This is a genomic window from Mesorhizobium sp. M1066 (genome assembly GCF_040318635.1).
Classification (GTDB): Bacteria; Pseudomonadota; Alphaproteobacteria; order Rhizobiales; family Rhizobiaceae; genus Mesorhizobium.
Map to the genome: position 1 here is coordinate 175442 of NZ_JAMYMR010000003.1, position 14674 is coordinate 190115.

Genomic DNA, 14674 nt, shown 5'->3' on the forward strand with positions numbered 1-14674 from the left:
TCATCGACCTTCATATCGACGACATGTGCGATGTAGGCAAGTCCCCTCGCCGCTCCAAGGCCGCAGCCCTCGATTTGCTGCAGAGGCATCTTGGCAAATGCAACATTTCTGCACTCGACCGCGAACGGCTCATTCGCTTCGGTTGAGATAGAGCCACCCAAGGTGCCGGACCAATGACTCTCGGTATCGACATCGGCTTTGTAAAACTCATTCTGGCTCACGCCGCTGCTGTGCACGGGCTGCCCGTCAAGGTCGAACCGGTTGATCTCCCGCGTATCGCCCTAAAGAGGCTTGGCCTCATTGGGAAAGGAAATCAGCGTGACAGGCGACCGACCCAGGATGAGCTCGACAGACTGATCGCTCACTTCGATTCAAATCCTCGTCAGATGGCGCCAGTTAGCCAGATCATACGTTTCGCGGTCGCAACCGCGATGCGCCAGGAGGAAATCTGCAAGGCACGTTGGTCCGATTTGGAAACTCGCACGCGGATGCTTCTCATCCGTGACCGGAAAGACCCGCGGAACAAGAGCGGCAACAACCAGCGTATACCGCTGTTCGCAGCGACCGGTTACGACGCCTGGACCATTGTTGAGGAGCAGCGCGCCAAGCGCAGCAATGAAGATGATCGAATTTTCCCCTTCAATCATAGGTCAGTCGGCACCGCCTTCCGTCGAGGGTGCGCTGACCTGGACATCCACAACCTTCATTTTCATGACTTGCGGCACGAAGGCACAAGCCGCCTTTTCGAGGCCGGGTTCACGATCGAACAAGTTGCACTGGTAACTGGGCACAAGGACTGGAAAATGTTGAAGCGCTACACCCATCTAAAGCCGGAGGCTCTCCACGCGGTATTGGCAGCGCGCGCGGCATAGATGTGAGTGTCAAAGGTTTCACGACAGAAGAAGGAGGATGCAACCTTGTTGTTCACGTAGCTGTCCTCCTGGCAAGCTGTTGCCGGTGCGCGCCATTGAAGGGTTCCAGGGTTTAGGTGGCCACCGTCATTGAGAGGTCGCTGCGCTCCTCAAGAAAATCGAGCCGGTCGAAAGCCTGCGAGGAGTGGGTGCTCTGTCCCGGTGGCGATCTCGCTTGCAAGCAGTTCGCCGGCAATCAGGCCAAGTGTTGCGCCGCTGTGGCTGAAGGCGACGTAGTATCCCTTGATCTCCCGCAACTGGCCGAAGACCGGTTCACCGTCTCCGGGGATTGGCTTCGGCCCGACACCGTAGCTGTCCAGTTCCAATTTCGGATGACCCTCGAGAACATTCGACGCTTCGGCGAGAAGTCCCTGGATGGTCGATGCGTTTACGCGATAAGTGCCATCCGGATTGACCACCACCTCTTCTTCCGACCAGGCGGAATCGAGCGCGAGCGCGCCATCTGGCGTTGGCCGGACGGCGACGCGCGGCGTGTTGAGCACGGCGCGGAGCGGCAAGTCGACTGGCTTGGTCCTGACCAGCAGCGCGATCGGTGTCCCGTCGGCGATACGCTGACCGGAGTCGGCAACCATTCGCGGCACATCCGCACCGGTCGCTAGAAGCACCGCGTCGGCGGCGAAGCTGATGCCGCTGGTCGTCGTGACGCCGGTTGCGCGGCCGTTGGCGACCGTGACGGTAGCGCTTCCGGCGCCGGTGAGAAGCCGCCCGCCACGCTCCACGAATTCCGCGATCAATATTTCTATCAGCGACGGCAGGTCGACCCAGCCCTCGCCCGGGTTGAAGATCGCGCCTTGCGGTGTGACAGCGCTTGCGCAGACACCCGGCGTGACCAACGCTATGTCGCCCGCGGACAGATGTTGCGCATCATAGCCGAGGCCTTTTTCATGGGCGAAGACATCGGCGATTTCGTTTGAGGCATCGTCCGCATCCCATGTCAGGCCGCCGTCGAAACGCAGCCAGGCGGCATCCGGATATCTCGCCGACAGCGTGCGGTAGCGGTCGATACCGATCATGCGCAGGCGATGATACTCAGCCGAGCGCTTGCGCGCCGAATTGATCCAGGCGAGCGAGCGGCCGGAAGCCCCCTTGGCGAGCGGTCCATCATTGACCAGAACGGTCTCGATGCCGAGCCTTGCAAGATGAACGGCCGAGGAGACGCCAAAAATGCCGCCCCCGACAATAACGACCTTGGAGACCTGATGAGATGCAGCCATGAGATATCTTTCACTGGTGGAGGTTGGATTGGGCGGCCGACTTGAAGGGCTCATGCGTAATCAAAGCACTTCGGCAAGGAAGTGCTTTAGACGCGGGCTTTTCGGCGTATCGAAAATCGCTGCAGGTGTGCCGGCCTCGATGATGCGGCCTTCATCCATGAAGACGACCTGATCGGCAACTTTCCGGGCAAAGCCCATTTCATGCGTCACCACGACCATTGTCATGCCGCGCCGGCCGAGGTCCGCCATGAGGTTGAGCACGCCCTTCACCAGTTCGGGATCGAGTGCGCTCGTTACCTCATCGAACAAGATGACCTCCGGGTCCATTGCCAATGCACGAGCGATCGCTACGCGCTGCTGCTGACCCCCGGATAGGCTGCCGGGACGATGGTGTTTGCGGGCGGCAAGGCCGACATCGGCAAGGCGCGCCTCGGCGACGCGCTCAGCTTCCTGTACCGGGAGGCCCTTGACCTTGGTCAGCGACAGCATGACGTTTTCGAGCGCCGTGTGGTCGGGAAACAGGTTGAACTGCTGGAAAACCATGCCGACACGTCGGCGCAGTCTCTCGGGCTTCATCGCCAGGATGCTCGCGCCATCGAGCAACACCTCCCCACCCTTGGGCTCGACCAGGCGATTGAGACAGCGCAGCAGGGTCGACTTGCCCGAACCTGATGGGCCAATCACGCATGTGACCGTGCCAGGCTTGACTGCCAGGCTGACGCCTTTGAGAACATCAAGATCGCCGTAGGCCATATCGAGATCGGTGATGGCAAGACTGCCGCCCTTGAAGCGGGGCGGCGCGGAGCCGGCATCAGGGCCGGCCTGCGAAGGTGCACTGCCGGTGGCGCCCTCCAGTTCGCTCACTTCGGCAAGGCCGCTGATGACGAGGGCGGCCTTTTGCTTTCCGGCTCGCAGCGAGTTGTCGATGTAGTTGACCACATGGGTCAACGGCACAGTGATGACGAGATAGAAAACGCCGGCCAGAAGCAATGGCGAGAGGTTTCCCGTGACCACCGCCTGGTCCTGACCGACACGGAAAATCTCGCGCTCCGAGGCGAGCAGACCGAGGAAGTAGACAAGGCTTGAATCCTTGACGTTGCCGATGAACTGGTTGACCAGGGCCGGCAAGACGCGGCGGATGCCTTGCGGTATCACGATCAGGCGCATGCCTTGGCCATAGCTCATGCTGAGCGCCCTGCAGGCCTCCATCTGCCCGCGCTCGACGCTCTGGATGCCCGAGCGAAAGATTTCGCCGATGTAGGCGCCGGCGATCAGGCTCAGCGCAAGAATGCCGAGCGGAAAGGGCGAAGGCCCGAAGATTTCACGGCCGATGCGGGCAAAGCCCTGGCCGATCAGCAGGATGGTGACGATCGCCGGCAGGCCACGGAAAATATCCGTGTAGACCCGGGCGGGAATGCGCAGCCAGCGCGATTGCGAGATGCCCATGACCGCCAGGATCATGCCGAGAATGACACCCAGCACCGTCGACGCGGCGGCGAGGATCAAGGTGTTCTTCAATCCGATCGTGATCATGCTGGGCAGCACGTCCGCCATGGCCTGCCAGTCGAGGAAACTGCGCCGCAGGTTTTCGAGCCAGTTCATTCGCCCCCCTTTCGGTTGCGCTATCCGCATCGTCCGCATCAAGGACGGTAGCCCGGGTTCGGCCGCCGGCATTAAATGCCAGCAGCCGGGTGCGGTTTACTTCTTGGGGAGATACTGGTCGGGCATCGGCGAGCCGGGGAACCACTTCTCGTAAAGCGTCTTCCAGGTTCCGTCCTGCATGGCCGCGTGAAGAGCGGTGTTCAGCGCATTGCGGAGCTTGTCGTTGCCCTTGCGCAGGACGAAGCCAGCCGGCGCGTCAAAGGAAGGTATATTGACCGCGACCTTCAGGTTCGGATAGCGAACGCCATAGTCCTTGGCGGCCTCGTAATCGAGGAAATGAGCAGCCACGGTTCCGTTGTTGAGTGCTGAAACGGCGGAGTTGTTGTCGGGGAACTTGACGAGATCGGTTCCGACGAAGTTCTTCGCCGCGTAAATTTCCTGGAGCGTGCCTTGCACCACGCCGAGGCGTTTGCCCTTGAGCCCCTCCGCCGACGTGATGGCCTTGTCGGCGGTAAGCACAGAGAGATAGCCTGCAAGATACCCGTCGGAGAAGTCGACGGTCTTCTTGCGTGCTTCCGTCGTGCCGATTGCCGCGACCGCGACATCAAAGCGCTCGTTAGCAACAGAAGGCATCAGCGCCGAGAATTCCTGGCCGGTGAAGATCACCTGGTCCGGCTTGAATCCAAGGCGGCTCGCGACGTTGCGGAACAATTCGATGTCGAAGCCAGTGAACGTGCCATCGGCCTGGGTGAAGGCGTAGGGTTTGGCATCGCCCATGGTCCCGACGCTGATTACTTTCGCATCAATAAGACCATAGGGATTGTCATTCGCGGCGGCCGCTCCCGAAACCAACCTGGCGCCGACGCACACCGCCATGAGCGCCATTGCGCCGGTCCTGACCGGCGACATCAACGATTTGAGAATTTCTGTCCTGCTCATGTCTTTTCTCCACTCTGAAGGTCTGTTCTTATTGATATTTACGTAGGGCTCGCCATCTGGCGCCTGACCGCACCTGTCGCAGCATCCGCCGCGTCGTCATGACTCTTGGTCTGCCTTTTAAAAGAGACCGGTCTCTTATTGCGTGAGACCGGTCTCTTTGGTAATCGTTATCGTCAGATTGACCTTCCGTCAACAACTCTTGTAGTCGTTCATCCCATGAAAAAAACCGCGCCCAAGACCCAGTCGATAACGGTCAGCGATGTCGCTCGCGCAGCGAACGTGTCGAAAGCGACAGCTGCGCGCGTGCTCGGCGGATACGGCGTCGTCAGCGACATGATCCGGGCCGATGTCATGGCTGCGGCCAAGGCTCTGGACTACCGTGCGAACGAGCTCGCCCGCAGCATGACGACCGGCCGCTCCGGCATCATCGGGGTGGTTGTCGGCGATATCGAGAACCCGTTCTTCAGCCTCGCGGTACGCGGCATCAGCGACGCGGCAAAAGCAGCCGGGTTCAATGTCATCCTGGCCAACTCCGGCGAAAAGATCGAGGCGGAAAAGGCAGCCGTGAAGTTGCTGATCGGCAAGCGTGTCGACGGGCTGATCGTCACGCCATCGGAATCGCGCGACATTGCGCATCTGCGCGATATCCACCGCTCAGGCCGACCGCTTGCCCTGCTGGATAGGGCGCTGCCGGATCTGGATGTCGATACCGTCACGATCGACGATCGCGGTATTGCCATACAGGCGACCCGCTGTCTGGCGGATGCGGGCCACCGCAACATCGCCTATGTGACCGCGGTCGATGCCGAAGGCCATGACTACCGCGATCTCGGGCAGATCTACACCTCGTCGGTCCGCGAGCGCATCGACGGTTTCCTCACCGTGTGCCGAGAGGCCGGACTTGATCGGCTAGAACGCTATGTTCGCCTTGGCGCAACAAGCCCCGCCGAAACGCGCAGGATTGCAGGCGAGATGCTGTCGGCGCCGGATCGGCCGACGGCGATCCTTGCCTCGGACAGCGTCATTGCGCTGGAAATCTTTAAGGTGATCCGCGAGCGCGGCCTGCGGGTTCCCGACGACATTTCGCTCATCACCTTCCATGATGCGGACTGGACGAGCGTCACCACTCCGCCCATTACCGTCATCGACCAGCCGGTTTACGCGCTTGGCAAGAGCGTCGCGGAATTGCTTATCCGGCGATTGAAGGGCGAAGTTCGACCGCCCGAACGGCTCATCTTGCCGACCGCCATCATTGAACGCGGATCCGTCGGCCCGCCCGCAAATGAAAGGCCGCAAGGGCGCCAGGCAAAGGTCTGACGGCGACACGACCCCATTGAAATACGCGAACGCAACAAGGCGAAGCTGGACGCACTCCCGCTTTCACACTTATGGGATCGATCAAGCCCAGCAAACACCCTGTTCGCAATGCTGCGTCCACCGTCATGGCGACCGGCACGCGTGCCGGCTCATGGTTTGAAGAGCGAACGCCCAGCCGCATCGAAGATGTGGAGATCGGCCGGGTTTGCATTCAGCCGCAGCTTTGCCCCGCGCTTGACCTCGACATTGCCGGGCAACTTGGTCACCAGCGGCAGGTCGGCGCGACCGATGTCGACATAGACCAGCTGAACCTCGCCGAGCTGCTCGAGATAGTCGACCGTCCCCTCGAACAGATAGTCAGCGCCGCTGGCGATGATCAGGTCTTCCGGCCGCACGCCGAAGCTCACCGCGGCACCCTTTGCCGAAGCAGGCGTTGCGATCGGCACGGTTGCCTTGCGTCCGCCGACATGGCTGACGACGGTCGAATTGCCTGACTTGTCGATGGTCGCGGGCAGGATGTTCATGGCCGGCGAGCCGATGAATTGGGCAACGAACAGATTGCCTGGCTTCTTGTAGAGATCCATCGGCGTGCCGACCTGCTCGATATGGCCGTCCTTGAGCACCACGATGCGGTCGGCCAGCGTCATCGCCTCGACCTGATCGTGGGTGACGTAGATCATGGTCGTGTTGGGCATCGATTCCTTGAGCTTGGCGATTTCGATGCGGGTGGCGACGCGTAGCGCGGCGTCGAGGTTCGAAAGCGGCTCGTCGAACAGGAACACCTTCGGATTGCGCACGATGGCGCGGCCGATGGCGACGCGCTGGCGCTGGCCCGCCCGACATCGCCTTGGGCAGGCAGTCGAGATATTTGGTCAGCTGCAGGATCTCGGCGGCCTGACGCACGCGGCGGTCGATCTCGGCCTTGTTCTCTTTGCCGATCTTCATCGAGAACGCCATGTTGTCGTAGACGGTCATGTGCGGGTAGAGCGCGTAGGACTGGAACACCATGGCGATGCCGCGCTTCGACGGCGGCACGTCGTTCACCACCTCCCCCGCGATTTTCAGCTCGCCGGAGGTGATCTCCTCAAGCCCGGCGATCGATCTCAGCAATGTCGACTTGCCGCAGCCCGACGGGCCGACGAAGACGATGAACTCGCCCGACTTAATATCGAGGTCGATGCCGTGCGGAATGTTCAGATTGCCGTAGGATTTCCTGATTTGCCGGAGGCTCAGATCAGCCATTGTGCTCCCCTCGATTGCGTGACGATGAGCCAGATGCCCGGCTACTTCTTGCGCCTGCCTGGCTTCAGTGCCGCCAAAAGATTGGTGATCCTGCCCGCCTTGCGGTTGCCGATCTCGGCGTCGTTTTTGTGGCGCACCGCGGCGCGGACAAGTCTGGCGCCGAGATAACGCAAAGGCTCGGGCGGCAGCGACATGCGCCGCTCGATGCCGACCAGACCGCTTGCGCTCCAGCGATCCTTTCGCTCGAGCACGAGGCTGGCCAGAATGCGTCCGGCGATCGGCGTCTGCGCGATGCCGGTGCCGTTGAATCCCATGCCGTAGAAAATGTTGGGATGATCGCGCAGGTGATCGAAGACAGGAACGTGTTCAGGCACGCAGTCGATCGGCCCCGACCAGTCATATTCGATCGCCACACCGCGCAGCGACGGGTAGACCCGATGCAGCTCTCGCATATTGTCGCGGCCGTGCTCGGGGCTGCGGTTGAAGCTGGCGCCGAAATTTCCACTGAAGGCGACGTTGCCGCTGCCACGACCGAAGACCACCCTGCCCCCGATGGTGCGCTGGTAGTAGAGCACCTGGGCCTGGGAATCGCAGATCGAGGCACCGTCGCGCCAGCCGATGCTGTCGAGCAGTTCGGGGACGGCGGCAGTGGCAATGACCTCGCTGCCGACGACATAAAGATGTCGCCGCAGTTCCGGCAGCGCCGAAAGCCAGGCGTTGGCGGCAAGCACGATTTTGTCAGCCCGTACCGCGCCATGCGCCGTGCGCACCGTGCATGTCGTGCCGGGTTCGATGGCGAGGACCGGGCTGCGCTCGTGGATGATGACGCCGCGTGCCAGTGCCAGCTTGCGCAATCCGATGGCAAGTTTGGCGGGATGGACCGTGCCGGCAGTGGTCTCGACGACGCCGACATAGGAGGCCGATGAACCGGTGCGGCGTCGAATGTCCTCGGCTGTCAGCGGCCTGAAACGGTCTTCTCCAACAGCTGCCGTCAAGGCCACGGCGGTCTCCCAGGCGCCTTCCTGCGCAATGGAGCTTGCGGTCCACAGCCATCCATCCAGCCTCAGGTCCATGTCTATGGTGCCGTTTTGCTGCAGCGCCTTCAGCTCCGCGATCGATGCCATCGTGTCGGCGCACAGCAGGCGCGCTTCCTCGAGACCGACGACCGCACTGATCTGGTCGATTTCGGCGAACCAGGAATGGACCTGACCGCCGTTGCGCCCCGAGGCCCCCGATCCGCAGAGATCGGCTTCAAGGATGATCACCCGCGTTTGCGGCGCCAGTTCAAGGATCCGCAGCGCCGTCCACAGACCGGTATAGCCGCCACCGACGATCACCACGTCGGCGCGCTCGTCGCCTCGCAATGGCTCGGTCGCAGGGGCGACGGCAATGTCCTGCAGCCAAAACGACCGGTCAGATGCAAGCGCGACCGCAGGCTGCCGCAAACGAAGTGTACTCACGCTTGGGCTCCCTGCGCATCGACAATGAAGCTGGCATATTTGGCTGGCAGCCAATTGGGTATCGGACGCGGTCTCTGGGGAAACCCGCCAAGATGGGTGCAGGTCTGGGCCGCGGCGATCGACGCGCTGTGCAGTGCCTCCAGGGCGCCAAGGCCGCCGAAATGGAAGCCGGCGAGGAAACTGGCAATGAAACTGTCGCCGGCGCCACACGTATCCACGACATCGATAAGCGTTGCCGGCGCATGCACGACATTCGTGCCGTCGTCGAAGTAGGAGCCGCGGCGGCCACAGGTCAAAACCACCTGCCTTGCACCGGCAGCCCTGAGCGCCCCGAGCGATGGCTCTATGGAAACATCGACATCGTCCGAGCCGGACGCAAACAAAAGCGGGACACCGTTGAGGGGCAGCGCCAGATGGGCGGTCGATAGATCAATGCTGAACGGCACATGGTCCGCCACCAGTCGCTGGACAAGGTGCTTGTTGGCGTTGGTGCCGAGATGCACCCAGTCGGCCGCGGCGATGACCGCATAGTGCGCGGGCGTCGGCATGTAGTTTTCGCCGACACCGAAGGATTCGTGCAGGAACTTCCGGTCGCCGTATTCATCGCGCAGCAAGGTGACGGCCGTATCGCCGGGACGCCGTTCGACATCGTCCTGGGATAGGCCGGCACCTGCCAGCTCGGCAAGCACCACGTCGCCTTCGGAATCGTTCCCGACGGCGCCGAAATAACGCGCGGACCAGCCGTTGCGCCGCCATTGCGCCGCAACATTCAAGGCGTTGCCGCCCACCGTCATCAAGTTGTTGGTCAGATAGACATCGAGGCAATTGTCCCCGACGGCGACAAGCTTGTTCGACGTCATGCCGGCACCGTTGCGCGATCGAGATAAGGCGCGATGGCGCCAAGGCAGCGTGTCCAGGCTTTTGTCGGATCGAGCGCGTAGGAGCCGTTGCCGAACGGCTCGAAGGTAAACTTTCCGGCATAGCCGAGGCGCGCGAGTTCGCTGACATAATGGCCGAGCGGCAGCGTGCCCTCCCCCCACACCAGATGCCCGCCTGGTGTGCCATCGACCAGATGAACATGCGCCAGCCGCGAGCCGAACAGGTCAATATAGCCGGCCACGGTGTCGCCGGCCGTGGCCATGGCGACAGTGTCCAGCACGACATCGACGTTGCCGGCGCTCACCTCGTCCAGCATTTGGCGCAGGCCTGCCGCATCATTGACGAGGTTGCTCTCGAACCGCTGCAACGGCTCGAGCAGGCAGCGCACCCCGTTTGCGGCGGCATGCCGGGTGATCTCGCCGATCGCGTCGACGGCGCGGTCCCATGCCGGTTGCCGGGGTTGGCTCTCGTAGCCCCGGCCAGGCGTCAGGAAGAGATAGCGGGCGCCAAGCGCCGCGCAGATTTCGGCTGCACGGCAAAACCGCTCGATGCTGTCCTGGCGCAGTGCGGCGTCGCCGGAGGCGATGTTGATTGGGTACAACACCTGCTCTGGGGTGAAGCACCAGGCCGACAGCTCGTTGTCTGCAAGCACCCGGCGAACGGATTCGACACGCGCGTCCGTAGCATGGAACAGGTCCAGATGCGGGGCAATCCCCCACAGCTCGATCTCGTGCATGCCAAAGTCGCGGATCGTCCTGGCGACCTCATCGAAGGGGATGTGCTGAAAGCTGAAATTGGCTCCGATCAGCTGGTGGGCAGCGAGCTGCGGCATGAAGGCTCCTTTCGGGAATTGTTATTTGCCGATGCCTTCGGCCAGGCCACGGATGAAGTAGCGTTGCGCGGCAAAGAACACGATCACGATAGGCAGGGCCGAGATGGTCATGGCCGCGAACACCACGGCGTAGTTGGTCCCGTGGGTTGCCATGATCGACGTCAGTCCAACCGGCAGCGTCTGCACATCCGAGCCGCTCGTGAAGATCATGGCGAAGAGATATTCATTCCAGGCGAACAGGACGTGCAGGATGACGCAGGAGATGATGATCGGCCGGCACAGCGGCAAGGTGATGCGCCAGAAGATCTGACCCTCGCTGGCGCCATCCATCGTCGCCGCCTCGTCGATGTCTTCAGGCAGATCCAGCATGTAGGCGCGGATGAGGAAGGTGGTGAACGGCACCCGGAACGCCGTGTAGAGAATGATCAGCGCCCAGTAGGTGTTGTAGAGACCGAGGGCCTGCAACATCTTCACCAGTGGAATGATCGCCACCGTGGGGCTCAGCATCAGCCCGCCAAGAACGATGGCGATAACCAGCGGCTTTGCCGGCATCTTCGTGCGGGTCAGGCCGAAGGCCGTCCAGGCGCTGATCAGCACGGTGCATATGGCCGAAGCGATGGTCACCAGCACCGAGACTGTCACGTAGCCGCGCACGCCCTGGTTCCACGCCTGCACGTAGTTGTTCCACGCCCAATGGGTGGGCAGGGCGAAGGGATCGCCAAAGATCTGCGCATTGTCCTTGAAGCCGCTCAGCGCCATCCAGATCAGCGGATAGATGACGACGACACCGAGGCAGACCAGGAACGAATAGAGCAATGTCCTTGCGATGACCGACCACACATTGACGTGCCGGCCGCGACCGGCCGCGATCGTTGCGCTCATAGCTGCACCCGGCGGCGCTTGGTGTACCAGAGCTGTGCCGCACCTGTGAGCATGGTCAACATGAAGATGACGGCGGCAATCGCGGCGCCATAGCCAAAATTGTCTTCAATAAAGGCCTTCTGGTAGAGCCATGTGCCCAGCACCTGGCTGCTGTTGTTTGGCCCGCCCGCGGTCATGACCATGACCTCGTTGAACACCTGGAACGCGCCGGTGATCGTGACAATGATCATCAGCCCCGTCATTTCCCGGGTCAGCGGAAAGGTGATGCTCCACAGGCGGCGAAGCGGACCGGCGCCGTCGATCGTCGCGGCGTCGTAAAGGTCGCGCGGGATCTTCTGGATGGCAATGGCAAACAGCAGCGTCGAATAGCCAAAACCCTGCCATTGGCTCATGGCAATGATGGCATAGATGGCGGTGTGCTCATTGCCGAGCCAGGGCATGACGAGCTGGCTGAGACCAACACGGCTGAGGGCTGCATCCAGCAAGCCGATCTGCGGCTGGTAGATGAAATAAAACAGCAGGCCGGTCACAGTGATCGAGATGGCCGACGGCACGAAATACACCGCGCGCCACAGGCGGCGCCAGCGATCGCTTTTCAGGTCCTCGATGATGGCCGCCAGCAGGAACGCGCCGAAGACCTGGAAGATGACGGAGATGATGGCGTAGAGGCAGTTGTTCCACAGCGCCAGCAACACGACCGGGTCATGCAGCAGCCGGTCGTAATTGGCGAGGCCGACACTGGTGACCTCGCCGGTGTAGATGTCCTGGTCGGAGGTGCTGACGATGAAATTGTCGACGATGGGATAGTAGACGAACCAGCCGATGAGGATGAGCGCAATCGCGGCCCACCGCAACGACAACAGATTGGCGAAGCGCGCCCGCCGGCTCTTTGGCCGTTGCGGCCTGGCGACGCCGCGAATATCGGCGCCGCTGTCCACTGTGTCCGAGGCCCTTGCCATGGTCTGCTTTATTTGGCCGCGGATGCGGCTTTGCGCACCTCGTCCATCACTTGCTCGGGCGTCATCGAGCCGCCCGCCAGCGCCTGCAGGCTGGACAGCCAGACGGCGGCGACGCGCGGTGGGTTGGCCGTATCCAGCCAGGGCATGAGGTATGAAGCGGCGTTGATATCCTTGAGGCCGTCGACCACAGCCGCGCTCATGTTCGATTCCGAGGCGCCGCCGATGGTGGCGCTCGGCTGGCCATAGGGTGGCGCGGACAGCACCTGCGCGTTTTCCTTCGAGGTCACGAACTTCATGAATTCGATCGCCAGCGGGATGTTCTTCGACGCCGCATTGATCATGTAGCCCTCCGGCGCGCCCTCGATCGACTTGGGGTCACCGTTGGCGCCGGCGAGCACCGGCAGCCGGAAGAATCCGAAATCGGCGGGCTTTAACGCTGACTCCGGCGTGGCGGCCTGATCGAACTCGATGATCTCCTGGTAGTACATGGCCGACTGCGCGTTGGTGAAGGCCTGGAGAGCCGAGGCATAGGATGTGCCGTTGACGCCGGCGCCATCGGTGCAGCGCTCGACAAGCTGGCTGAACTGCTTGAGTGCTGCGATATAGCCCGGATCGCTGTATTGGGCGGTGGCCGGATCGAAGTCGCGTTCCAGCGTTGCCTGCGGCACGTTGTAGGCGAGTAGCTGGCCTGCAAAGTGTATTGCCGGCCAAGCCTCCTTGTTGCCGAAGGAGATCGGTGTCGCGCCGGATTTGCGGATGGCGTCGCAGTTGGTAAGCAATTCCTCGAAAGTGGCGGGTGCCTTGAGGCCTAGCTTGGCGAAGATCTGCTTGTTGTAGCCCATGAACTTGGCGTCCTGGTAAAGCGGAATGCCATAGAACCTGCCGTTGTATTCGAACGCCTTGACGGCGGCCGGAGACAGCGACTTGCCCCACTCGGTATCGGGACCAATGACGGGCGTGAGATCAACGGCGCGATTGCCGCGCACGAAATTGCCGCCCCAGCTGCCTGTCCAGGAGAAATAGATATCGGGCAGCGAGTTGGAAGCGACCAGCGTCTTGGTCTTGCCCTTCACGCTGTCGTCGCTCTCCTGGATAAGTTCGACCTTCACATCCGGATGGAGCTTTTGAAAGGCCTGCGCCAGGTTGACGAAATAGGGTGACAGCTGTTGAAGCCCGAACTTGGTCAGGACCGACAGCGTGCCGGTGTATTCCACCTTGGCGGTGGGGTCGGCCGCGACAACCGGCGAAGCGGCGGAACTGCCGCCTATCGACAATCCCAATGATGATACAGCGGCCACCGTGACCGCCACGACTTGCAGGGAACGTTTCATAGATAGCTCCTTCAGAGGTGAGAGGGATCAATATTCAACGCGTTTGTAGTAGCGACGGGTGGTCAGCGGGTGGTTGCGCAGCACCTCGAGATGGGCGCTCAGCCGCTCGAGCAAGGTGGCGAGCAGAACCGGCGAGATCATGCCGCGGACTTTTGCGGAGATGCCCGGCAACTTGACCGAGGCCGCATCCAGCGTGCGAACGCGGTCCGTGTAACGCCTGGCGAAGTTCTCGACCCGGTCGGTCAAGGGCCGAAGGGCATCCTCGCCCTTGAACACGAAAACGCTGACGCCCGGCTCGACCAGCTCGAGCGTACCGTGGAAGAAGTCGGCGGCGTGCACCGGGCGGGTGCGAATCCACTGCATCTCTTCGAGGATGCACATGCCGTAATAGTGTGCCTGCGGCCACACCGAGCCGGCGCCGGTGAAGATGTGATAGGTGTCGTCCTTGATCGTCTGGGCCAGTTCGGCCGCCTTGTCCTCAAAGGCAGCCTTGGCGTCGGCAAGCAGGTCCGGCAGCAGTTTGAGTTCGGCGACAGTGCCATCAAAATCATCGTATTCGCCGCGCTCTTCCAGCAGGGCCAGGACGATCAGCAGCGTCTGAAGGTAGAAGGATTCCGACGAGGTGTCGTCTTCGGCGAAGTTCGTGAAATTGTGGTCAGCCTCCCGCGCGATCGGCGTATCCGAATGGCCGGTGAGCGAGATCGTGCGCACACCGCGTTTTTTCAGGAAGGCCATGAGCTCGACGCCTTCCTTGGTCGTGCCCGACAAGGACGGGATGACCACCACGGCCTTGCTGTCGAGACCGGCGGGCGGATCGATCACGACCTGCGCCGGATAGGCACCGCTCACCGGGAAGGTGGAACAGCGCTGCGCCAGCTCGATCGCTGGCAAGGTTAGAAGCTGCACGCCGCCGGTGCCCATGAAAAACAGTCGCTCGACGCCGTCGGCCAGCAGTGTGCGCATCAGTGAGCGGACCTCACCTGCGACGGCGACGGCCCCACATTGGATCTTTATGAAGCGGTCCCTATCGAAGTTCAGCATGACGTTTTCCTTGTATTCGCATGCGACAGGCCTCTGCCTCGCGT

12 protein-coding genes and 1 pseudogene are annotated in these 14674 nt (G+C 61.8%); 2 read left to right on the forward strand and 11 right to left on the reverse strand.

The features are described 5' to 3' along the window. The first annotated feature begins 173 nt into the window (after positions 1-173). Complete coding sequence (locus tag NKH52_RS06625; protein ID WP_352728555.1) at positions 174-872, forward strand: site-specific integrase; 699 nt, start codon at positions 174-176, stop codon at positions 870-872. Positions 873-1021: 149 nt separating this feature from the next. Here the strand turns inward: NKH52_RS06625 and NKH52_RS06630 are convergent, their stop codons facing one another. The 3 genes from NKH52_RS06630 to NKH52_RS06640 form a co-directional block, all read right to left on the reverse strand. After that, positions 1022-2146, reverse strand: coding sequence for an NAD(P)/FAD-dependent oxidoreductase (locus tag NKH52_RS06630; RefSeq protein ID WP_352728553.1), 1125 nt, complete (start codon positions 2144-2146; stop codon positions 1022-1024). A 60-nt stretch (positions 2147-2206) separates the two neighbouring features. Beyond that, positions 2207-3748, reverse strand: a complete 1542-nt coding sequence (locus NKH52_RS06635; protein WP_352728551.1) for an amino acid ABC transporter permease/ATP-binding protein — start codon at positions 3746-3748, stop codon at positions 2207-2209. Positions 3749-3844: 96 nt separating this feature from the next. Further along, positions 3845-4633 carry an ABC transporter substrate-binding protein gene (locus tag NKH52_RS06640; RefSeq protein ID WP_502908009.1) on the reverse strand — a complete coding sequence of 263 codons (789 nt, stop codon included), beginning with the start codon at positions 4631-4633 and terminating at the stop codon, positions 3845-3847. 270 nt (positions 4634-4903) lie between these two features. Here NKH52_RS06640 and NKH52_RS06645 point away from each other — a divergent pair, with 270 nt between their 5' ends. Continuing rightward, positions 4904-6004: a LacI family DNA-binding transcriptional regulator gene (locus NKH52_RS06645; RefSeq protein WP_352728547.1), complete on the forward strand. Its 1101-nt coding sequence runs from the start codon at positions 4904-4906 to the stop codon at positions 6002-6004. 149 nt (positions 6005-6153) lie between these two features. Here NKH52_RS06645 and NKH52_RS06650 read toward each other — a convergent pair. The 8 genes and pseudogenes from NKH52_RS06650 to NKH52_RS06685 all read right to left on the reverse strand — a co-directional run bounded on the left by NKH52_RS06650 (position 6154) and on the right by NKH52_RS06685 (position 14630). Next, positions 6154-7246: pseudogene (locus tag NKH52_RS06650) on the reverse strand (ABC transporter ATP-binding protein). 41 nt (positions 7247-7287) lie between these two features. Further along, positions 7288-8706, reverse strand: a complete 1419-nt coding sequence (locus NKH52_RS06655) for an NAD(P)/FAD-dependent oxidoreductase (RefSeq protein WP_352728545.1) — start codon at positions 8704-8706, stop codon at positions 7288-7290. Next, on the reverse strand, positions 8703-9566 hold the full coding sequence (locus NKH52_RS06660; RefSeq protein ID WP_352728543.1) for a PfkB family carbohydrate kinase: 864 nt from the start codon (positions 9564-9566) through the stop codon (positions 8703-8705). The genes NKH52_RS06655 and NKH52_RS06660 overlap by 4 nt, the downstream gene beginning before the upstream one ends. Then, positions 9563-10417, reverse strand: a complete 855-nt coding sequence (locus tag NKH52_RS06665; RefSeq protein WP_352728541.1) for a sugar phosphate isomerase/epimerase family protein — start codon at positions 10415-10417, stop codon at positions 9563-9565. The genes NKH52_RS06660 and NKH52_RS06665 overlap by 4 nt, the downstream gene beginning before the upstream one ends. A 21-nt stretch (positions 10418-10438) precedes the next feature. Further along, on the reverse strand, positions 10439-11299 hold the full coding sequence (locus NKH52_RS06670) for a carbohydrate ABC transporter permease (protein WP_352728540.1): 861 nt from the start codon (positions 11297-11299) through the stop codon (positions 10439-10441). Continuing rightward, a complete protein-coding gene (locus tag NKH52_RS06675; protein WP_352728538.1) occupies positions 11296-12258 on the reverse strand; it encodes a carbohydrate ABC transporter permease in 963 nt (320 codons plus the stop codon). Before NKH52_RS06675 ends, NKH52_RS06670 begins: the two co-directional genes overlap by 4 nt. A gap of 8 nt (positions 12259-12266) precedes the next feature. Beyond that, positions 12267-13589, reverse strand: coding sequence for an ABC transporter substrate-binding protein (locus tag NKH52_RS06680; protein ID WP_352728536.1), 1323 nt, complete (start codon positions 13587-13589; stop codon positions 12267-12269). A 27-nt stretch (positions 13590-13616) separates the two neighbouring features. Then, positions 13617-14630 (reverse strand): SIS domain-containing protein, encoded by a 1014-nt coding sequence (locus NKH52_RS06685; protein WP_352728534.1) that lies wholly within the window; start codon positions 14628-14630, stop codon positions 13617-13619. Positions 14631-14674 lie beyond the last annotated feature (44 nt).